The following is a 22,355-nucleotide window of genomic DNA, read 5'->3' as shown; positions in this document are numbered from 1 at the left end:
TAGGAAATATTTGCGTCAATAATATAATCAGCATAATGAAGCGGTTGTTTTACTTTTTTCACTCTTATCGAGATATGTTTTGGCTTTTCGCCAGCGCGACAAGCTTCACGGCTTGATCCTGTTGTTGCTCTTTCGCGTGATTAAGCAGTCACCAATTGAGGCATGTTTTTGTTATGCCTTCATTTAGATGAAGCACTTATTGGAGACGCGTTTGTGCAAAAGGAGCATGGGTGGCAAAATATTTATTAAGTCTTACCCAAGCGGTTTTCTGTAGCGGATGATATACTGGTAGGAAAGAGTGAAAAATAGATTGTAAAATGGTGTGTAGATTGGTCTTCTGTTTTTATTTCATGCGATATTTATCAGTATGGTTTTGTGCATTTAAAGAAGCATGAAGTTGTCTAAGAAGGCACTAAGTTTATGCTGTAAAATATTTTTGTAAGAAAGATTCTATACAGGTTGATGCGCTCATGTGTCAAATGCATGGGATTTTGATATTGAATAATGAGGGAAGTGAAGAGCACATTCCACTCTTTTGCTGATAAGTAAAATTTTCTCAATTGGTTCTGTTGAGAGTCATATTCCATTGTAAATAATGAATAGACGCAGTCTAGAGTCTGTTAGGCAAAACAGTAGGCATTGACGAATTTGTTTAGATTCGATAACTGAAAGTGTTTTTAATGGGGGGAAAGCATGACGCTACAATCGCTTTTACAGATATATCGTGATGAAGCGCGTACCGAACGAGATAAAGGTACATATTTTGAGCGTTTTGCTCTTGCTTATCTGATGCATGATCCTCTTCAGTTTGACCAGTATGAAAAGGTTCAGACCTTTAAAGATTGGGCTTATGAAAATGGCTGGGATGGTCGTGATACTGGTATTGATCTTGTGGCAAAGCTTCGTAATGAAGATGGTTTTGCGGCAATCCAATGTAAATTTTATGATGCAGCATACCGGATTAAAAAAGCAGATATTGATAGTTTTATTTCAGCATCAGGTAAAGCTCCGTTCAAACGGCGCGTCATTATAGATAGTACTAAAAATGCTTGGAGTGAAAACGCTGAAACAATGATACGGGGGCAAGATGTTCCTGTTATACGGATTAATCTTTCCGATATGCAAGAAAGTCCAATCCGTTGGGAAGCTTTTACAGCCAAAGGCAAAATTGTGCTGGAGGATAAAAAGAAACTCCGTCCCCATCAGGTAGAGGCATTACATTTTGTGCGTGCTGGGCTTACTAAAGCAGATCGTGGCAAGCTTATTATGGCTTGTGGTACTGGTAAGACATTTACCAGTCTTAAGATTGCTGAGGATTTGGCTGGTGAAGGGAAGTTTGTCTTGTTTCTTGTGCCTTCCCTTGCCCTGATGTCACAAACGGTGCGTGAATGGACAACGGATACAGAAATCGGATTACGCTCCTTTGCTGTATGTTCTGATACACAAGTGGGAAAGCGTCGTAAAAATACGCATGATATTGCTGAAATTGATGTGTTTGATCTTGCTTTTCCGGCGACAACCGATGCGGCTAAACTTGCAAAACAGGCAAAGAATAGTGTTGCAGATAAAATGACTGTTGTGTTTGCAACCTATCAATCTATTCAAGTGATTGCTGATGCTCAGAAAAAGTATGGTTTGCCAACATTTGATCTTATCATTTGTGATGAAGCGCACCGTACAACAGGTGCAACGCTGGTGGGCGAGGATGAATCCAATTTTGTTAAGGTGCATTCCAATGATGTTATTCGTGCCAAGAAGCGCCTTTATATGACAGCAACACCACGCATTTTTGGTGATAATGCAAAAAGCCGCGCGAATGAAGCGAATGTAGTTCTTGCTTCGATGGACGATGAAAAGCTTTTTGGTAAAACACTTTTTTATCGTGGTTTTTCATGGGCAGTACAAAATAATCTTTTAACTGACTATAAGGTTATTGTCTTAGCAATGGATGAAAAACTCGTGAGTTCAGCTGTTCAGAAGCGTCTTAGTGATGACCAGTCTGAACTTGTTCTTGATGATGCAACGAAGATTATTGGCTGTTATAAGGCACTTACAAAACAAGATATGAAGGCTGATATTCAGACTGATCCATATCCTATGCATCGTGCTTTGGCGTTTTGTAAAGATATTCGCAGTTCTAAATTGGTCCGTGATGAATTTTCTGCGGTTGTTAAAGAGTATCTTGATTATACCAACAGAGAGGATACGGAAAACGAACCATTTCTGCAGTGTGAAATTGAACATGTTGATGGCACTTGCAATGCCAAGGATCGTGGTGTTCTGCTTGATTGGATGAAAGCTGATAGCGGCGATGGTGTTTGTCGTATTTTAACCAATGCCCGTTGTTTGTCTGAGGGGGTGGATGTTCCAGCTCTTGATGCCATCATGTTTTTAAATGCACGCAAGAGTCAGATTGATGTGGTTCAATCGGTTGGGCGGGTGATGCGTCGCTCTGAGGGCAAAAAGATGGGGTATGTCATTTTGCCAATTGGCATTCCCTCTGGTACTCCAGTGGAACAGGCTTTGAATAACAATGATAAATATCGGGTTATCTGGCAAATTTTGAATGCTTTGCGTGCGCATGATGACCGTTTTGATGCTACGATTAATAAGGCATCCCTAGGGCAAGACGTAAGCAACGTGATTGAGATTATTGGTGTCACTCAGAGTATGGAGTTACAGGCTGTTACAGCTGTTGTAGACAATCTTCCTGTTCGCTCACAACCTGCACGATCGGGAATTGGAGCCTCCGAGTATGATCTTCTTGTTACAGAGAAAATGCAAGGGGAGTTCTCTTTCTCTGTGGATGAACTTTCTCGTGCCATCATGGCAAAGATTGTCAAAAAATGTGGTACGCGTGATTATTGGGAAGATTGGGCGAGCAATATTGCACAGATTGCCAAAAATCATATCACGCGTTTAACAGGTATTCTCGCTGAGCCAGATACTAAGGCGCGTCAAGCCTTTGACAGGTTTGTGGCAGAACTGCGTGATGACTTAAACGATACGATTACAGAGAGTGATGCGATTGAGATGTTGGCACAACATCTCATCACGCGTCCTGTCTTTCAGGTGTTGTTTGAAGGCTATCAGTTTACGCGTGAGAACCCTGTTTCGCGTGCTATGCAGCGTATGCTTGATGTGCTTGATGAGGCCAATCTTGATAAGGAATCCAAAGACCTCGAGAAATTTTATGCAAGTGTAAAATTACGAGCTAGTGGCATTACCGATCCACAAGCAAAGCAGAGGTTAATTATAGAGCTTTACGATAAATTTTTTCGTTATGCTTTTCCTCGCACAGTAGAAAAATTGGGCATTGTTTATACTCCCGTTGAGATTGTCGATTTTATTCTTCGTTCTGTTAATGATGTCTTACAGGCTGAATTTGGGCAAACGCTTGGCGCACCTGGTATTCACATCATGGATCCCTTTACAGGAACGGGGACCTTTATCACGCGGCTTTTACAGTCAGGTTTGATTACACCAGAAGAGATGAAGCACAAATTTTGTCATGAAATTCATGCCAATGAAATTGTTCTACTGGCTTATTATATCGCAGCTATTAATATTGAGACGACCTATCATGGTCTGATAGGGGGAGATTATGTTCCGTTTGAGGGAATTTGTCTGACCGATACATTTCAGCTTTATGAGCAAGAAAAGGACTTGATCAGTGATTTGCTGGTGGATAACAGCACCCGTCGATCACGCCAGAAGGGGCTGGATATTCGTGTTATTGTTGGTAACCCCCCTTATTCTTCTGGACAAAAAAGTGAAAACGATAATGCAAAAAATATTGGCTATCCTAAATTGGATCGTTGCATTCGTGAAACTTATGCTGCTCAATCCAAAGCGAGCAATGTTAATGGACTTTATGACAGTTACATTCGTGCCATTCGCTGGGCAAGTGATCGCATAAAAGACTGCGGTGTTATTGGTTTTGTAACAAATGCGGGTTTTATCAATGGATATTCTACGAATGGTTTACGAAAAGAATTGAGTAAAGAATTCTCAAATATTTATGTTCTTAATTTGCGGGGTGATATTCGCAAAAATATGATGAGTAAAGGGCGTGCTCAAGAAGGGCAAAATGTTTTCGGAAGTGGAAGCATGACAGGAATTGCTGTGACACTATTTGTTAAAAATCCAGATGTCACTGAGCATTGCAAAATTTACTATCATGATATTGGTGATAATCTCACGACAAAAGAGAAACTATGTAAACTTCAGCATTTAGGCAGTATTGGCGGTATCAAGCATGAACAAGGCTGGCAGATGATTACACCAGATGAGCATGGCGATTGGCTGGATCAGCGCAACAATGATTTTGAAAAATTTCTAGCCTTGGGTGATAAAAAAGGCAGTAATATAAAGCTCTTCGAAACTTTTTCGTGTGGTATACAAACTAATCGTGATGCTTGGGTCTATAATTCGAGCCGTAAAGCTTTAGCGAAAAACATGAGTCATATGATTGCTTTCTATAACAGTGAAGTAGAACGTTTTAATGCTGCACATTTGCATTCTGACCGCAAGACACGTGCAAAGGCTGTGAATGATTTTGTTAACACGGATTCTAGAAAGATCAGTTGGAGTAGTAGTCTTAAAGAAGAACTAATAAGGGGAAAATTTCCCGAATTTGAAAGTGATTGCATAGTCCAAAGTATTTATCGTCCTTTTAAACGACAGTGGCTTTATTATAATCGTATTTTTAACCATAGAGTTTACCAAATGCCGCGGATATTTCCGATGGGGCAGACGGTTGGAAACAGGGTAATACAAGTTACAGGAGTTGGAGCAAGCAGTGGTTTTTCTGTTTTGATGACTAAGGATTTATCCAATCTTCATACAATGGATACTGGTCAATGTTTTCCACGGTATGTTTATGAAAATGCTGAGTCCTTAGAGGATAAAGAGGGGGATCATGTTCATTTGTTTGCAAATTTTGCAGAGGAAAGCAAAGAAACTGGTTTGCAGCGGCGTGATGCTCTCACGAATGAAGGGTTGGCCTATTTTAAGGCAGCATATCCTAGTGAAATGATAACAAAGGATGATTTGTTTTATTATGTTTATGGAATCTTGCATTCTGAGGATTATCGTGCACGTTATGCGCATAATTTGTCTAAACAATTGCCGCGGATTCCAACGGTCAAAAAGGTAGAGGATTTTTGGGCTTTTGTGACAGCAGGACGTAAACTTGGCGATTTGCATATGAATTATGAAGAAGTTGAGCCCTATCCTGTTACCTATAAGCAGGGTGATCCAAGAACTTGGATGATTTCTGATGCGGTGCGTTTCTATCGTGTTGAAGCAATGAAATTTTCTGGCAAGCGTGGTGCTATTGATAAAAGTACCGTGATTTATAATGCGAATATCACGATGCAGAATATTCCTCTTGAAGCTTATGATTATGTGGTCAATGGCAGGCCTGCTCTTGAATGGGTTATGGAGCGGCAGATTGTCAAAACGGATAAAGCGAGTGGCCTTGTGAATGATGCTAATCGCTATGCTGTTGAAACCGTTGGTAATCCAGCCTACCCTTTAGAATTGTTTCAACGGGTTATTACTGTAAGTTTAGAAACTATAAAAATCGTGCGCAGTTTGCCAAAATTGGAAGTCAGAGAAACTGAAGATGTTAAGTTATCTATTGTGTCGTAAAACAGTATCGAGGTGGTGGTAAAACACCATTGTTAAGGGCAGTGATAGAAGCCAGCTTAAACTTTACATGAGGTTTAGCAATAGTGATGAATATTCAAGGTATGGCTTTGTTAGTTAGCATCATGAAACACTGTCCTTTGAAGTGTGGTGATTTTTCTATATGAGATTTTTTGTGAGAGTGCGTAGTAAGTCTTCGGGTTAATGCGTAGGAGTCTCTCATCTTAAATCTGTTTAAAATGAAGCAATTAAAATTATTTTCTTGTATATCACAAGTGAGGTTGGCGTGTTCTTGTTGAGGAAAGATGAAAAATGCTTTTTATGTTTTCAAGAGACAAAGCTATTGCAACATTGGGGGCGTTATAGTTTGAGAGTGCGGCTTGCACTTTTATGAAACGTAAAATGGATTTTATAGCACTCTTGGGGGATCGTATATTATTCTCGGGATACCATGCATGGGCAGTGCTGTGAGATGAGCTTGGGATGTCTTGAGAGATGTCTTTTTAAAATAAGCGCTTGGATGTGCAACACAAATGTATTTTGTTTGGGGCGTTTTGCTTTGCATGAGGGCAGGGCTTTCTTGTTCTTGGAGTGAAGTGCATAAAATGATCAGCAGGTGCAAGATTTTCACAAAACCGGTGTGAAAGTTTTAGAATGCCGTTCTTATGTATACATCAATCGTTTTGATATATTGGAATGCAAGAATGCGTATTTGGTTGAGCTGTTGTACGATGCTTTCATCGCCACTCTTTTTAACGGGATAAGCAATGAAATTGATATCAGGCATTAAGTATTTAAGTTCACGCATCGAGCGCCACATGTGGTAATCATGGGTGACGATGTAAACTGTTTTATAGTGGTGTTTTTTGATCCAAACTGCGCTTTCTTCAGCATTCCCTTTTGTATTAATCGCTTTATGCCCAATGTCAACGCAACAGGCAAAGAGTTGTGGAGTAATATGTGTACTATGCATGAATCTCTTGAGAGTGGTTGTTGTGTTTACTCCACTGATCAAGAGCCGCGAACCAAGACCTTGCTGTAAGAGATCCAGTCCTGTTTCTATTCGGTTTTCACCCCCTGTAAGAACGATGATTGCATCTGCTTTCGGTAGAGGAGAGGGTGGTGTTAGTTGCTCAGTTTTTTCAGAAAAAACAACGAAACCAGCGCAAAAGAAAAGAACTATCATTAAAAGAAAAAATGCTGTTGGTGGAAAATAGCGAAATAAACAACAAGGATGCCATAAATTGCATGGCGTGCGCTTTTGGAAAGAAGACTCTAAATTATCTTGTGGCAATGGTTGGGAATCATATGAATTGTGAGTCATAAAATTAAAAGAGGCCATTTTCACATTGATCGATTTTTTTAAGTTGTGCCAGAATGGTTATTCGATTTGTAAGCACAGTCAGAAAAGAAACAAACAGAATAAGACAAATGATTTTTCCATAAGGAATGGAACTTATGGAAAAATGTCCAAACAAAGCAGTTACTTGGCTGGCTTCAATTTTCCCTAGATTATAGTTTGTCCAAAGGGAAAAAGCCCCAAATAGGACTATACTGATAGCACCACCGTAGAACGCACCGCGGAGTGCAGTTTTAAAAAAATGCCAGTCAAATTGTCGTGCAATGAAAAGGGTTTCAGTACCAAGAAAATATAAGACATTAATAATGTGTGCATTTTCTGCTAGCGCATTGCGTGTGGCAAAAATAATCGTCAATACTAGTGAGCCTAGAACCAGTGTTAAAATTGACAAGCCAATGAAAACAGTTGTTTGTGCCATTCTTGAAAAACGTTTCACCCAAACACGGTGATCATTAAACTGGCCTCCTGGAATTTGCGTTTTGATTGCTTGATTGATAGCACGAAAGTTGATCTCTTCCTCTTCTTTCAGTGTTACGATGATAAGGCGAGGAAGGGGCAATTCATTCAAGTTTAATCCCGTGCCAAGCCATGGTTCGAGCAATTTTTCTGTCGCTTTTTGGTCAACAATTGTGGCATCTTGTACACCATGAAATGTTTTAACCAATTTTACTGCATCACGAAGTGCTTTTTCCGTATCAACATTTTCAATGGGGCGTATTTGAATCGTTGCTTCATAGCTAATTTGGTTACTCCAACTATGAGAAGCACGTTGCACAAAATCAACACTGATTAATGTGAGACTTGAGAGAAATGTCATAATAGCGATCACTGCAACCAATGCTTTTCCAGAAATGTTATCGCTGGGAATAATAGCCGTTGAGGTTTGGTTATTGCTTGTAAAAATTGGAAAAGACTTATTCATGAATTGTCATCCGTCCATTGTGGAGAAGCATTCGCCGTGCTGCGACTTGTTCCATCAGGGCAATATCATGGGTGGCAATGACAACAGCTGTTCCAAAACGGTTTAATTCAATAAACAAGCGTAACAAGCGTTTTGCCAAAGGTGGATCAACATTTCCTGTTGGTTCATCCGCCAGAAGGATTTCAGGTTGATCAATAAGTGCGCGTGCAATGGCTATCCTTTGTTTCTCTCCGCCAGAAAGAACTGGTGGTAAAACATGAATATGATTTCCAAGGCCCACCCAACAGAGAAGATCTTCCACTTCACTGCGATAAGTTGCTTCTTCTTGTCCTTTAATACGTAATGGTAAAGAGACATTTTCATAAGTAGTCATGTGATCAAGGAGACGAAAATCTTGAAAAACAACACCAATACGTTGTCGTAATGCGGGGAGCTCTTGTCGTTTCAGCAATGCTGTATCGTTGCCAAATAAATCAATATGACCGCGAGTTGGTTTGAGCGCCAGAAACATAAGACGCATTAATGACGTTTTTCCTGCTCCAGAGGCACCAGTGAGAAATTGAAATGATCCTGGAGGAATGTGAAAGCTAATATCACGAAGAATCTCAGGGCCCATTCCATAACGCAGACCAACATTTTCAAAATGAATCACTTTTCGTTATCACTCCTACTTTTCTGTTATCACTTCTGCTTTTATATTGTAAGAACTTTTGCTTTTTTTGCTTTAGGCTCTTGGTTTGTTTCATACCCCACACTCTTCACTCTTTTTCGATAACAAAAACAGTAAAAGAAAAAGAGCGCCTCTCAGAATATCATCAATGGTTACATTTTTCTTCTTTACTTTCATTTATGATTTTAGCAGGAATTTCAGGGTGATTCTAGCAGAAACGTGAAAACAATTTTTTCTATTTTGGGGTTTAGCCGTGGTTTTTCTTGTTTGGTTGTTGAAAGCTGTTGTGTCTTTAATGGCTTTAAACTGTGATAGAATTCATACTCTGTTGTTTTAAATGTTTGTTTTCAATTATTTCTCATTTGTTGTTGAGAAAGAGTTTCTTTTTTTAGAAACCTTGAAAATCTCCTTATCATTTTTTCTCCTTTGCCAAAGGAGCATTGATTTATAATGATAATTTAATCATTTTGCAATTTGAATGAAAACCTCGAATACAGTAAGATACTCTCATTTCAAACCATTTGCTTGTCTTTCATAAGAGAAAGCAATGTTTGGGTAAAAACTATTTAAGAAAGGTATGAATCTTTCATGAATTTTCTCAATACAAAAGCAATTGCAACATTTTGAGTTGGAAGATAGCAGGGGTGTGCTGGCTTGGACCTTTACCAGTGGTTTTAGCAGAAATACAGAAATAATTTTAGCCAGAACGCTAAAGCCCCCGTTGGGTTTTAGGTTACGCTGTAATTTCTCTGTTTTGACGATTAGCAATAAGATCATCAATGACTTGTGGTTCAGAAAGAGTGGAAATATCTCCTAGATTATCAAAATTATTTTCGGCAATTTTTCGCAAAATCCGTCTCATAATTTTTCCTGATCGCGTTTTGGGGAGCTGAGGAGCAAATTGAACTTTATCCAATATGGCAATGGAGCCTATTTCCTTTCTGACATGTCGGATAAGCTCTTGATGCAACTCTTCACTTGGGGCTGTCCCTTCCATTAAGGTGATAAAACTGTAAATTCCTTGTCCTTTAATAGTATGAGGGTAGCCAACAACGGCGGCTTCTGAAACAGCGGGATGCGAAACAAGCGCTGATTCAATTTCTGCTGTTCCTAGTCTGTGTCCAGAAACATTGAGAATGTCATCCACTCGTCCTGTAATCCAATAATAGCCATCGCTATCGCGCCTACAGCCATCGCCTGTAAAATATTTCCCTTTATAGGTGGAAAAATAAGTTTGAATAAAGCGCTCGTGATCATTATAGAGTGTGCGCATTTGTCCTGGCCATGAATCAATAATACAAAGATTGCCTTCTGTTTCACCTTCTAGGACATTTCCTTCTGCATCTATGATTTGGAGTTGTACTCCAAAAAAAGGACGTGTGGCTGATCCTGCTTTAAGGGGTGTCGCACCGGGGAGGGGGGTGATCATATGTCCTCCTGTTTCTGTTTGCCACCATGTATCGAGAATGGGGCAATGATTGTTTCCAACTGTGTGGTAAAACCATTCCCATGCCTCTGGATTAATGGGTTCGCCCACGGACCCTAAAAGACGCAAGGATGTTCTTTTCGAGCGTTCAACAAATGAATTGCCCGCACCCATTAAGGCGCGAATAGCTGTTGGTGCGGTGTAGAATATATTGACTTGATGTTTATCGACAATTTCCCAGAATCTGCCGTTGTCGGGAAAGGTTGGTGTGCCTTCAAACATTAAAGTAGTAGCAGCGTTGCAAAGAGGACCATAAACCAAATAAGAATGGCCGGTGATCCAACCAATATCAGCAGTACACCAGTAAATTTCACCAGCATGATAATCAAAAACATATTTATGGGTCATTGATGCATAAACAAGATAGCCCGCTGTTGTATGCAAAACACCTTTGGGTTTACCTGTTGAGCCTGAGGTATAAAGAATAAAAAGTGGATCTTCAGCATTCATCTTTTCTGCTGGACAGTCCGTTTTGGTATGAGATACTTCTTCATGATACCAAAAATCACGTCCCTCTACCCAATGGATTGGTCCACAGGTTCGCCGTATGACCATGACTTGATCCACATGCACATTCTGGCGAGCGGCAATCTCAATAGCATGGTCAACACTGTCTTTTAAATTAATCTGTTTTCCTCCACGCAAGCCTTGATTTGCGGTAATGATAAAAGTCGATTCGCAGTCTACAATGCGTCCTGCTATTGCTTCAGGAGAAAAACCTGCAAAAATAACCGAATGAATAGCGCCAATACGGGCACAGGCTAGCATTGCATAGGCTGCTTCAGGGATCATGGTTAGGTAAATGGTAACCTTATCGCCTTTTTTGACACCGTGATTTTTTAAAATATTGGCAAAACGACAGACATGTTCATAAAGTTCATTATAGGTTATCTTTTTATCGTGATAAGGGTTATCTCCTTCCCAAATCAGTGCGATTTTATCACCATGGGTTTTTAGGTGGCGATCAATGCAGTTATAGGCAACATTTGTTATGCCATCTTCATACCATTGAATCGATACATCGCCATTAAAGGAAGTATTTTTTACTTTTGTATAAGGTTTAAACCATTCAATACATTGACCATGTTTTGCCCAGAAACTTTCTGGATCATTGATGCTTTCCTGATACCATTGTTGATAGGTTTCTTCATCGATCAAAGCATTTTTTTTGATATTATCCGGTATTGGGTAGATTTTTTCAGACATGTATTCCCTCTTTTCATTTATTGTTTGGAAAAATAAGCCATTGTATTTTTGCATTTTTGGCAGAGTTTTTCCAAAAGCTTTTTTATTGAGATTAGCTTAAATTACAAAGATTGGAATAGTTAATTTTTCAAATCTGATACGATTGTATTTAAGAGCGCATTATTGTATAGAATTTTTTATAAGTACATAAAGAAATTAAAGTTTAAAAAAACATATAAGAGCGAGATGGGATGAGAGCGATTTATAGATTATCGGTAACATTTGTAAAACCATTTCCGAAAAACGCATATTGCGATGGTACAGGTTTATTACTTCCATAAATATCAAGAAGAGTGGTACGCAGTGTTTGCGTTATACCATTTACGGATGAAGCTCTGAGACAGGATTGGGATCTAAGAGAAATGTTTCTTAAAAAACTATACAAGGTAGGAATGAATTGAGAGAGAAAAAAATCAAGCGAACTATCCGATTATAAACGTCTTTAAAGTATCCTTAAAGCAGTAGTAAGGTGTGCGGGATGATTTATCGATTTGAATGTTTTTTGTTTTGTACTCTTTTTTCAAAAAGGATGAATTCATTAAGATATTAATATAAAACAATATATTTACGAAAAACCTCAATAATAAAGAACAGAATTTCTGTACATAATGTTGCTTTTATAGACTCTTTCTAACAGAGATTACTAATTTTTCAGAAAATAGGAATACTTTAAAAATGTCATAATTATTGAATAAAAAATTCTTTAATCTGGTTGAAAATATACATCATAATAAAAAAAATTTAAAATATATAAGATCCCAAGAGAGAGATATCTCTAAAAGCTGTTTTATCCGTAGATATAGATATTTAATTTTGGTATATTTTTTCCAATATGGTTACAAAATCACTTAACTTCAAAGCTATCTTTTTAGCTATTCTCTATAAATTTGAACCAACACTTCTAAGCTTTTTGTTGAAAACCCCAAGCAGAACATCCTATGAATCCTCCTGTAAAACCTAAGGGTTCCAGCTGAAAATGCACCTGCTGGTTTTTCAGTGATAGCACCCGAAAATGCTGTATTCCTGTCTGAACTCCTATTTGAAAGTCGATTGCGCTCTTGTGATAAGCAAAGTTACTAGAGTTACATGTCTTTCCATAAACAGGTATTGAAACATCTATAGTATAAACTAAGTCTGAAACAAATATATCTACTTAATTATAGAAATTATATCACAATGATAAATTTAAAATGGTAGTCATGCATTTTAGAGAAATATCAAAGATAATTTTTAAAAATAGGTATAAATAAATATATTCTCTCTATGTGAAGTATTAATCTTAATAAAACATTAATAATATTTACAATATTGTAAAATATAAGATAGTAATAATAAAATCTTAAAATTAGAGAGTTATTCATCTGAAAAGTTAGAGTTCTTCTCTTGGTTCACAAAGAAATATATTCATACCGTTATTGAACTTAGTTTCTTTGCCATTGTTTTGCGTTTTCTTGGCTTTGTGAATTTTATTTTTCATGCGATTATTGACCATATCTTATCTTTTCAGTGCGCAGAAAGTTTTTATATTATCGTTGTTCTTATGATTGCTATTTGTTGTTTAGCGCGGCTCTTAGCACTCTCTCGAACATTTGAGGTGTTTATTTAGTTAATCGGCTTACTATTGGAATTGGGGTGTCATATTTACAGCCATCTTTTAAACTGCTTCTTGCCTGTTTTACACCATTGGCACGTGGGGGAATTGTTTACACGTGTTGGAGAAATTGAGACAATTCGCGGTTTTTTTATGGGAAACATCGCAATAGCCGGGTCAAATGTTTTGTTTGCCATTATTTATTTATGGCAATTTTTTCATCAATGTGTATTTCACCTTTATTATTCTTATCATTTTTCTTTTATAGATTGGGTTGTTTTTTTGTAGTAGTTTTGGTGAAAAGGCAAACAGAAAGAGTGTTTTGCAAAGTAGAGTCAATGCGTGAGAACATGACAGCTAAATTGCAGTGCTGTTTTAAGTCATTATACGTACTGCGGATTTTTTTTGAGACATGCCGGTGAGAGCTTTGGAAGACCAGATTTTTGTTAATTTTTCTAATAGAGCGAAGGAGAGACTGGGGGCTTCTGCTAGAGTTGCGATTTTTTGAGGCGAATATTTTTTCTCGCTTATATTATGTTGCTTTTGAGTTTTCAACGGGAATGAATTTATATTAAGGGAAATTGCTTTACACAGGGCGCTTTCCAAATAAAGCAGAGCCAATGCGAAGGACATTCGAGCCAAATTGCAAAGCTGTTTTAAAGTCATTGGACATACCCATTGAGAGCTTTTGGAGGTCCGCTTGTTTTGCTAATTTTGCTAACAGGGCAAAATAGGGACCAGGGTTCTCCTCTACAGGGGGGATGGCCATAAGACCAATGATATCAAGTCCATAGTGATTTTTACACCTAGCAACAAAAGGGACCACTTCTTGTGGTGCAATGCCACTTTTTTGCGGTTCTAAGCCAAGATTGACCTGAATGTAGCAGGGGAGCGTTTTTTTTTGTTTTTGCATTTCGATACTTAAGTTTTTGGCTATTTTTTCGCGGTCGACAGTTTGTATGACATCAAAAATTTTGACTGCTTGTGCTGTTTTGTTTGATTGTAAGGGGCCGATGAGATGAAGTTCAATATTTTTAAATTGTTGACGCAAGACGGACCATTTTTCAGTCGCTTCTTGTACGCGGTTTTCTGCAAAAACAGACTGTCCTGCTTGTAAAAGAGGGCGTATATTTTCTACAGATACAGTTTTTGAAACAGCGATAAATTGAATCTCTTCTGCGAGCCGATGATAGTCTTTACATGTTTTAGTAATGTCCTTTTGTAGATTTTTCCATGCTTCAACGCAAAGGTCATGGGGAGTGGTGTCTGTGCTCATCTTTTTGTACTTTCTGTTTTTATTGATTGATTGCGTTATTGTTTGTAAGAGCTTTGAAAAATACTTCGTGAAATATTGACTGAAAATGTTGACGAAGGGGTTAATCCATGATCAAGCATAAAACAAGTTTTTTAGTTCAATTTTATAAAGAGTATAATAGAAATGACAATTGAACATTATAATCTAGGTGAACGCTATAATCCACGTGCCTGCGAACGAAAATGGCAAGCGATTTGGGATGAAAAGAAAACTTTTCAAACTGTCCAAGAAGATCGCCGTGAAAAATATTATGTTTTAGAGATGTTCCCTTATCCTTCTGGGCGCATTCACATGGGGCATGTGCGCAATTATGCCATGGGGGATGTTGTTGCGCGCTATAAACGCGCAAAGGGCTTTAATGTGCTGCATCCTATGGGGTGGGACGCTTTTGGTATGCCGGCTGAAAATGCTGCCATGCAAAATAAAGTGCATCCTAAAACTTGGACCTATCAGAATATTGCTGTAATGCGTGGGCAATTAAAGCAGTTAGGGCTCTCAGTGGATTGGTCGCGCGAGTTTGCAACTTGTGATGTGGACTATTACCATCGCCAACAAATGCTGTTTCTTGATTTTTATCAAAAGGGCTTGGTGGCGCGCAAAGTGGCTAAGGTGAATTGGGATCCCGTTGATCAGACCGTTTTGGCGAATGAGCAGGTTGTTGATGGACGCGGCTGGCGGTCTGGTGCTTTGGTTGAACAGCGGGAATTAACACAGTGGTTTTTCAAAATTAGTGATTTTAGTGAAGACCTCTTGGCTGGGCTTGAGGAGCTTGAACAGTGGCCTGAAAAAGTCCGCATTATGCAAAAAAATTGGATTGGGAAGTCACAAGGCTTATTAATTCGTTGGGCTTTGAAGTCAACAGAGGAGGCTGATGAGGTTTGTAAGTCCTTTGATGAGGTTGTCTGTTATTCAACACGACCCGATACACTGTTTGGAGCCTCCTTTTTGGCGCTCTCTGTCGATCATCCCCTTGCGCAAGCTCTTGCGCAGAAGGATAAAGCGCTGGAGTTTTTTATCGAAAATTGTCGGAGTGGTGGAACAACAACTGCAGAACTTGAAACCGCTGAAAAACAAGGGTTTCGTACATCGCTTGTGGCTGTTCATCCCTTTGATGTGGCGGTGCATATTCCTGTTTATATCGCCAATTTTGTGCTGATGGACTATGGAACGGGAGCTGTTTTTGGCTGTCCTGCCCATGATCAGAGAGATTTCGATTTTGCTCGTAAATATGATCTTCCTGTGCAGCCGGTAGTTTTGCCTTCAGGGGTTGAGAGAGAAGATTTTGCCATTACTGAAACGCCTTATCTCGGTGATGGGGTGATGATCAATTCCAGCTTTTTGGATGGTTTGACACCCCAACAGGCTTTTGAAGAAGCAGCTAAAAGGCTTGAGGGACAAATGCTTAATGGGAAGCCTCAAGCAGAAAAAACAGTGCAATTTCGTTTACGGGATTGGGGTATTTCACGTCAACGTTATTGGGGGTGCCCCATTCCAATGATCCATTGTACATCTTGTGGAGTGGTTCCTGTGCCACGTGCCGATTTGCCTGTTGTGTTGCCTGATGATGTGACTTTTGAGCAACCTGGTAATCCTCTTGTGTGCCATGAAACATGGAAAAGCGTTGCTTGTCCTGTCTGTGGACAGTTTGCTAAACGCGAAACCGATACAATGGATACTTTTGTGGATTCTTCTTGGTATTATGCACGTTTTACAGCACCTTTTGCACAAGAACCCGTCGACAAAAAAGCGACAACTGAATGGTTGCCTGTGCAACAATATATTGGTGGAATTGAGCATGCGATTCTCCATCTTCTCTATGCGCGCTTTTTTACGCGTGCCATGAAATCGATGGGGTATGTGACTGTCGATGAGCCTTTTAAAGGACTGTTTACCCAAGGGATGGTGGTGCATGAAACTTATCGGGATGAGAAGGACTGGGTTTCGCCAGAAGAAATTTCGATTGTTGAAAAGGATGGAAAACGTCAGGCTTATAAATTAACTGATCAAAGCGAAGTGACGATTGGTTCGATTGAAAAGATGTCAAAATCAAAAAAGAACGTCGTTGATCCTGATGATATTATTGCTTCCTATGGAGCTGATACCGTGCGCTGGTTTATTTTATCAGATTCTCCTCCTGAACGGGATGTTATTTGGACAGAATCGGGTGTTGAAGGAGCACATCGTTTTGTGCAACGCGTTTGGCGCTGTGTGGCTTTAAGTGCTCCAGTGTTAAGGGATGTGGTACCCTGTGTTGGAAAGCAGGGGGCGGCTTTGCAACTCTCAAAAGTAGCGCATCGTACGCTCTATGCCGTGGAAGATGATTTGGAAAAATTTGCCTTTAATCGGGCCATTGCACGCCTTTATGAATTCTTGAACATCATGGCGCCATTGTTAAACAGGATAGAAAATGTTGAGGATGAAATGAAGGCTGCTTTACGCCAAGCAATGGATTTTTTCCTTGCGATGATTGCACCTATCATGCCTCATTTAGCTGAAGAATGTCATGCTGCTTTAGGAGAGAAAACTTTAATCTCTGAACTTGCTTGGCCTGTTTGTGATCGCGCATTAACCGTTGAAGAATGCTATACCTTGCCGGTACAGATTAATGGTAAAAAACGCGGTGAGGTGACTGTGGCAGCAACAGCTAGTGAAGCGATGATTGAAGAAGCTGTTTTAGCTCTTGATTTTGTAAAGGTACATCTTGTCAAAAAGCCCGTGAAAAAAATGATTATTGTTCCAAAAAGGATTGTCAATGTCGTTCTTTAAAAGTTGTATTCTTGCTGGTTTGGCGGTTTTATTTACGCTTCTTTATGGGTGCAAAGTTGAACCACTTTATCGTCAAGTGTCTCAGATTTCGACGATAGAGTCTGTTCCGGGTGAATTTTCAGGAAAAAATTCTTTAGGACTCTCTGAAAAACTTGCTTCTATTGTCATTGAAGAACCGTCAGATCGTTTTGGTCAAATGGTGCGTAATCATCTGCTCTTTCTTCTTTATGGAAATGGCAGTAAACCTTCTACTCCGGTTTATCAGTTGGCATTACAGATTTCCGTACTTACAAGGGAATCTGTCCAGATAGAGATTGACTTCGATAAAAAGAGGAGAGGGCGACCTTCCGTTGGAACCGTGGTAAGCAAAGCATTCTACACCTTAAGAGATATGAAAAATGTTCCTGTTTCCAACGGCATGGCAACTATGAGCACATCCTTTGAGAGGATGCGCCAAGAATATGCAACTCTGCAAGCAGAGAAAGATGCGCACAAGCGTGTGGCTGAGGAGTTGGCTGAACAGATTTTCTTGTTGCTTTCAGGGGATCTTGCAAAGGACTAAGTGGTATTTTGTTTGTTTTTTTCCAATCTTCGAGGAAGATTTGCAAATCTTTATCGGTTAGGAGCTGTTCTCGTAGCGCTTTTAAGATGGCTGGTGGGATGGTGGCAACATCTGCATCGCTTAATGCTAACAGTATTGGAACAGTGCGTGTATTTTTTGAGCGAATGCGCCAAGAATATACAATTCTGCAGGCAGAGAAAGATGCGCACAAGCGTGTCACTGAGAAGCCCAACTGAACAAATTTTCTTGTTGCTTCAAGGGGATCTTGCAAAAGGTTAAGCGATATTTTGTCCGGTTTTTTTCCAGTCTTCGAGGAAGCTTTGCAAACCTTTCTCGGTTAGGGGGTGTTTAATTAGCGCTTTTAAGATGGTTGGTGGGATGGTGGCAACATCTGCACCACTTAGTGCTGCTTCTTTGACGTGATTAATGGTGCGAATTGAAGCTGCCAAAATTTGTGTTTCAAAGCTGTAGTTGTTATAAATTGTGCGAATTTCATGAAGCAGATCACTTCCATTGATTCCGTAATCGTCCAGTCTGCCAACAAATGGTGAAATGAATGTCGCGCCTGCTTTGGCGGCTAATAAGGCTTGATTGGCAGAAAAACAAAGTGTGAGATTGGTTTTTAATCCTTGCGCTGTCAGAGCTTTACAGGCTTTTAATCCATCAAAGGTTAAGGGAAGCTTGATGCAAATATTGTCAGCAATATTTGCTAAAACAGCTGCTTCTTTCATGATGTCTTCAAATTCCGTTGCTGCAACTTCTGCGGAAACAGGTCCATGCACCACGAGGGTACAGATTTCTTTTGTCACTTCAAGAATATTGCGTCCTGATTTTAAGATGAGTGAGGGATTGGTGGTCACACCATCAACAAGGTTTAAATTTTGTAATTCTTGGATCTCTTCAATATTGGCGCTATCCACAAAAAATTTCATCTCCCATCTCCTTAGTTTTTCGCTTATTCATTTTAAAGCTTGTGATGTTTTATCCTTTTTTGGTTATGCGCTATTGTTTATGGCAAAAGCAAGAGGAAGCATTGTACTCTCATATGGTAAGTCGGAAAAAAGGAAAAAAATTCGGCATTGGAAAGAGGCTAAATTGTATGAGGGGTTTGTTTATAATGCTAGCTCGCGTTTCTGTTTGTGAATCACATTATATATAATTAAAGCCAATAGATTATATGCATTTATTTTATATAACTCCCTTTAGAATCCACACTTTTATGCTCGATTCAATTGACCATTTTTTATAAAAGATTGTCTTGTGAAAAGACCATGAAAAGCAAATCATCATGCAAATCTTATGACATATTTAAACGTTCAAATGAAATGCATAGCAGATTTCTTCGTAATATGTTTCATAAACTCAGATAGTCACAGTTAGATGCAATCGTTTTAAAATTGTCGATAACATAAATTGCATACGTTTAAAGATCACATCTTGTTTTATCATTGGATTACATGTGTGGGATTATTAGGGGCATCTCTTAATGGAGGAGAAAAGTTGCATATTTTGTTTTGATAAAGTTGTGTTGAAGGGGGGTGTGTTAAAAATGTACAAGATTGCCAAGGTGTTTTGATGGGGCGTTGTTGACGGGGAGAATGATAAGCTATGCAAAAGAGGGGGGGCACAACGGATGATTTTTCAAAAATAGAAGTGCAAGGACAGAGCTGATATAGAAGGGGACTAGGAAGAGTTGGTATAAAAGATGAAGTCGAATATGACAGAGGGTGAGAGAGAGAAAAAGATTGTTTCGGTCTTGGTGCCTCTTCCTGTTGCGCATGCTTATAGTTATGAAGTTCCTTCTTCTATGGAGTGTGAAGTTGGTTCTTTTGTTCGTGTTCCAGTGATGGGGCGACAAGTTTGTGGTTTTGTCGTTGGCATTGGAGAGCAGACGGCAAAAGATAGGCAAAGTTCTGCACCGGTGGCGCATGACAAACTCCGTGTTCTCCTCCATGTTTTTGACTGCCCACCATTAAAGACAGAGATGATTGCATTCTTGCGTTTTGTGAGTCGATACACAATGGCTCCTTTTGGTCTTGTGGCACGATTGGTTTTGTCTGTGCCGGCTGCTTTAGAACCAGAAGCACAAATGCCAGGCTTGCGGTATTGTGGGGGGGAAGTAGGGCGTTTAACACCAGCACGCCTAAGGGTTTTAGAATTGGCGCGCGATGGTGAGGTTTGGACACGTTCTGGTCTTGCACATGCGGCAGGAACTTCTGTTTCTGTCGTTGAAGGGTTAAAATCGCTTGGAGTTTTTGAAGAGGTTATGATGCCGCCATCTGCGCTTGTGGCGCTGCCTGATCCGGATTTTGATCCGCCGGTGTTGGAGGGAGAACAGAGTGAGGCTGCGCGGCTTTTGCGGGAAGGTGTCGTGTCTGCACAATTTCAAGTTTTTCTGCTTGATGGTGTGACGGGGTCAGGAAAGACGGAAGTGTATTTTGAAGCAGTTGCCCAAGCGCTTATAGAGGGCAAACAGGTTTTGATTTTATTGCCAGAAATTGCTTTAACACAACAATTTTTAGATCGTTTTCATGCGCGTTTTGGAGTAGCCGCGGCAGAATGGCATTCCGATTTGGCACCACGTCGTCGGGAACGTATATGGCGGCAGGTGGCAGAAGGACGGGTGCGGGTTGTGGCTGGAGCACGTTCAGCACTTTTTCTCCCTTTTCATGAACTTGGGTTGATTGTTGTCGATGAAGAACATGATGGTGCTTATAAACAAGAAGAGCGTATTTTTTATCATGCACGTGATATGGCGGTTGCACGCGGCTCTTTTGAGCATTTTCCTGTTATTTTATCCTCAGCAACACCGTCGATTGAGAGCCAGGCAAATGTTTTAAGAGGACGTTATCAAAAGGTGCATTTGCCATCACGTTTTAAAGAAGCAGCACTTCCACGGTTGCGGGTGGTTGATATGCGTCAAGGAGGTGTGCAAAAGGGGCGTTTTATTTCCTTTGCTCTTGAAGAGGCTTTAAAACAAACACTCGAAAAAGGCGAACAAGCTCTCCTTTTTCTTAATCGTCGTGGCTATGCGCCTTTAACTTTATGCCGGGTTTGTGGTCATCGTTTTCATTGTAGCGATTGTTCGAGTTGGTTGGTTGAGCATCGCGCGCAAGGGCAGCTTAAATGCCATCATTGTGGATATCATCAGTCTCTTCCGGAAGCTTGTCCTGAATGTGGGACTCTCGATCATCTTGTCGCTTGTGGACCTGGCGTGGAAAGAATTGCGGAAGAAACACGGACGCTTTTTCCACAGGCGCGACAATTGATTTTGTCAACGGATCTCAAAGGGGGGATTGGTCAATTGCGTCGTGAATTGGAAGCAATTGCAAAAGGTGATGTTGATATTCTTATCGGAACGCAGCTTGTTGCGAAAGGACACCATTTTCCTGGGCTTTCTCTGGTTGGGGTGATTGATGCAGATCTTGGGCTTGCAAATGGCGATTTACGGGCGGGAGAGCGTACCTTTCAGCTTTTGTCGCAGGTCACAGGAAGAGCAGGGCGTATGGGGTTGGAAAGTTTAGGTCTCTTGCAAACCTATCAACCTGATCATCCGGTGATAAAAGCTTTGCTTTCGCAAAAAAGTGAGGATTTTTACACCTATGAGATTGCCATGCGTGAACATTATCATCTTCCGCCTTATGGGCGTCTTGCCTCTTTGATTGTGTCTTCAGAAAAACGCCAAGCGGCAGAACATTACGCACGAGTGTTGCGCCAAGTTGCACCAGGTGAAAAAAATATCTCTTTGATGGGCCCCGCGGAAGCTCCACTGGCTCTTATTCGAGGGCGTTATCGTTTTCGGCTTTTGCTGCAAGGGCAACGTTCTTTTGATATACAAGGCTTTATTCGCGCGATGCTTGCAAATGCACCCAAAATACCTTCTTCCGTTCGGGTTCAAATTGATATTGATCCACAAAGTTTTCTTTAAAAAGATTGCTATAATGGGAAGGCATATTTGCTTAAAGGAGGCTTTTAAACGAGAGTCTGTCTTATTATCCTCTTTATTCTCTGCTTTCTACGGACGATAACCTTTTTTGATTGTGTTTTCAGAAAAACGCCAAGCGGCAGATTACGCACGAGTGTTGCGCCAAGTTGCACCAGGTGAAAAAAATATCTCTTTGATGGGTCTCGTGGAAGCTCCACGGGCTTTTGTTCGAGGGCGTTATCGTTTTTGGTATAGAAGTAGCGCTCTTTTGATCTGCAAGGGTTTATTTTGTGCATGGTTTGTTAGTGCACCGAAAATGCTTTTTTATGGTGATATCCGTTATAATCTCTTGCTTATAAACTTGAAATAACACATTTTTTCGGTAGCGGTAGCGGTAGCGGTAGCGGTAGCGGTAGCGGTAGCGGTAGCGGTAGCGGTAGCGGTAGCGGTAGCGGTAGCGGTAGCGGTAGCGGTAGCGGTAGCGGTAGCGGTAGCGGTAGCGGTAGCGGTAGCGGTAGCGGTAGCGGTAGCGGTAGCGGTAGCGGTAGCGGTAGCGGTAGCGGTAGCGGTAGCGGTAGCGGTAGCGGTAGCGGTAGCGGTAGCGGTAGCGGTAGCGGTAGCGGTAGCGGTAGCGGTAGCGGTAGCGGTAGCGGTAGCCCTTTTGCTACAAAAATATTTTACCAAAAATATCCTATTTTAAAATTAAAAAACATCGTTTTGTTGCTGAACTCCCCGTTTATAAAAAAACAAAAGGACTTGAAAAATCTCTCAGAGAATGTCAAAAAGAAAGACAAAAAAATGAATGGTTCTCTGGAAAATCATTTCCAAAAGTATTTTAAATATTTTGTCTAAAATTTTTAA

General features: G+C 40.2%; 12 protein-coding genes and 1 pseudogene. 6 read left to right on the top strand and 7 right to left on the bottom strand.

The window, feature by feature from the left end; all coding sequences use genetic code 11:
* The first annotated feature begins 693 nt into the window (after positions 1–693).
* Positions 694–5,655, top strand: a complete 4,962-nt coding sequence (locus AYT27_RS08075; RefSeq protein ID WP_011181311.1) for a DEAD/DEAH box helicase — start codon at positions 694–696, stop codon at positions 5,653–5,655.
* A gap of 646 nt (positions 5,656–6,301) precedes the next feature.
* Here the strand turns inward: AYT27_RS08075 and AYT27_RS08070 are convergent.
* The 5 genes from AYT27_RS08070 to AYT27_RS08040 all read right to left on the bottom strand — a co-directional run bounded on the left by AYT27_RS08070 (position 6,302) and on the right by AYT27_RS08040 (position 14,202).
* Positions 6,302–6,976 (bottom strand): YdcF family protein, encoded by a 675-nt coding sequence (locus AYT27_RS08070; RefSeq protein ID WP_034448532.1) that lies wholly within the window; start codon positions 6,974–6,976, stop codon positions 6,302–6,304.
* 4 nt (positions 6,977–6,980) lie between these two features.
* Positions 6,981–7,934: a cell division protein FtsX gene (locus tag AYT27_RS08065; RefSeq protein WP_011181309.1), complete on the bottom strand. Its 954-nt coding sequence runs from the start codon at positions 7,932–7,934 to the stop codon at positions 6,981–6,983.
* Complete coding sequence (gene ftsE / locus AYT27_RS08060; RefSeq protein ID WP_011181308.1) at positions 7,927–8,586, bottom strand: cell division ATP-binding protein FtsE; 660 nt, start codon at positions 8,584–8,586, stop codon at positions 7,927–7,929. The genes AYT27_RS08065 and ftsE overlap by 8 nt, the downstream gene beginning before the upstream one ends.
* Positions 8,587–9,337: 751 nt before the next feature.
* Positions 9,338–11,296 (bottom strand): acetate--CoA ligase, encoded by a 1,959-nt coding sequence (gene acs, locus AYT27_RS08055; protein ID WP_011181307.1) that lies wholly within the window; start codon positions 11,294–11,296, stop codon positions 9,338–9,340.
* 2,216 nt (positions 11,297–13,512) lie between these two features.
* Entirely contained in the window at positions 13,513–14,202 is a 690-nt protein-coding gene (locus AYT27_RS08040; RefSeq protein WP_011181306.1) for a YggS family pyridoxal phosphate-dependent enzyme, read from the bottom strand.
* Between the two features lie 162 nt (positions 14,203–14,364).
* Here AYT27_RS08040 and leuS point away from each other — a divergent pair, with 162 nt between their 5' ends.
* Both leuS and lptE read left to right on the top strand, forming a co-directional pair.
* Positions 14,365–17,007, top strand: a complete 2,643-nt coding sequence (leuS, locus tag AYT27_RS08035) for a leucine--tRNA ligase (RefSeq protein WP_011181305.1) — start codon at positions 14,365–14,367, stop codon at positions 17,005–17,007.
* Positions 16,994–17,569 (top strand): LPS assembly lipoprotein LptE, encoded by a 576-nt coding sequence (gene lptE, locus AYT27_RS08030; RefSeq protein ID WP_011181304.1) that lies wholly within the window; start codon positions 16,994–16,996, stop codon positions 17,567–17,569. Before leuS ends, lptE begins: the two co-directional genes overlap by 14 nt.
* A gap of 7 nt (positions 17,570–17,576) precedes the next feature.
* Here lptE and AYT27_RS09530 read toward each other — a convergent pair.
* Positions 17,577–17,696: pseudogene (locus AYT27_RS09530) on the bottom strand (fructose-6-phosphate aldolase); the annotation flags it as partial.
* Here AYT27_RS09530 and AYT27_RS08970 point away from each other — a divergent pair.
* Positions 17,656–17,805, top strand: a complete 150-nt coding sequence (locus AYT27_RS08970; RefSeq protein WP_162097322.1) for a hypothetical protein — start codon at positions 17,656–17,658, stop codon at positions 17,803–17,805. The pseudogene AYT27_RS09530 and the gene AYT27_RS08970 overlap by 41 nt on opposite strands.
* 39 nt (positions 17,806–17,844) lie before the next feature.
* On the opposite strand, the gene fsa is transcribed toward AYT27_RS08970, so the two are convergent.
* Positions 17,845–18,501: a fructose-6-phosphate aldolase gene (gene fsa, locus AYT27_RS08025; protein ID WP_011181303.1), complete on the bottom strand. Its 657-nt coding sequence runs from the start codon at positions 18,499–18,501 to the stop codon at positions 17,845–17,847.
* A gap of 773 nt (positions 18,502–19,274) precedes the next feature.
* Between fsa and AYT27_RS08020 the strand changes: the two genes are divergently transcribed.
* Positions 19,275–21,497: a primosomal protein N' gene (locus tag AYT27_RS08020; protein ID WP_172642084.1), complete on the top strand. Its 2,223-nt coding sequence runs from the start codon at positions 19,275–19,277 to the stop codon at positions 21,495–21,497.
* Positions 21,498–21,603: 106 nt separating this feature from the next.
* Positions 21,604–21,864, top strand: coding sequence for a hypothetical protein (locus AYT27_RS08015; RefSeq protein ID WP_034452849.1), 261 nt, complete (start codon positions 21,604–21,606; stop codon positions 21,862–21,864).
* The last annotated feature ends 491 nt before the right edge of the window (positions 21,865–22,355 follow it).

It is taken from the genome of Bartonella henselae str. Houston-1 (assembly GCF_000046705.1).
In the GTDB taxonomy this organism is placed as follows: domain Bacteria; phylum Pseudomonadota; class Alphaproteobacteria; order Rhizobiales; family Rhizobiaceae; genus Bartonella; species Bartonella henselae.
This window is presented reverse-complemented; position numbering and strand designations above follow the sequence as displayed.

Bases quoted from the DNA above. Each gene is read 5' to 3' on its own strand.
- fsa (WP_011181303.1), bottom strand. From the start codon at position 18,501: ATGAAATTTTTTGTGGATAGCGCCAATATTGAAGAGATCCAAGAATTA.
- AYT27_RS08040 (WP_011181306.1), bottom strand. From the start codon at position 14,202: ATGAGCACAGACACCACTCCCCATGACCTTTGCGTTGAAGCATGGAAA.
- AYT27_RS08020 (WP_172642084.1), top strand. From the start codon at position 19,275: ATGAAGTCGAATATGACAGAGGGTGAGAGAGAGAAAAAGATTGTTTCG.
- acs (WP_011181307.1), bottom strand. From the start codon at position 11,296: ATGTCTGAAAAAATCTACCCAATACCGGATAATATCAAAAAAAATGCT.
- lptE (WP_011181304.1), top strand. From the start codon at position 16,994: ATGTCGTTCTTTAAAAGTTGTATTCTTGCTGGTTTGGCGGTTTTATTT.
- AYT27_RS08075 (WP_011181311.1), top strand. From the start codon at position 694: ATGACGCTACAATCGCTTTTACAGATATATCGTGATGAAGCGCGTACC.
- AYT27_RS08070 (WP_034448532.1), bottom strand. From the start codon at position 6,976: ATGACTCACAATTCATATGATTCCCAACCATTGCCACAAGATAATTTA.
- leuS (WP_011181305.1), top strand. From the start codon at position 14,365: ATGACAATTGAACATTATAATCTAGGTGAACGCTATAATCCACGTGCC.
- AYT27_RS08970 (WP_162097322.1), top strand. From the start codon at position 17,656: ATGGCTGGTGGGATGGTGGCAACATCTGCATCGCTTAATGCTAACAGT.
- AYT27_RS08065 (WP_011181309.1), bottom strand. From the start codon at position 7,934: ATGAATAAGTCTTTTCCAATTTTTACAAGCAATAACCAAACCTCAACG.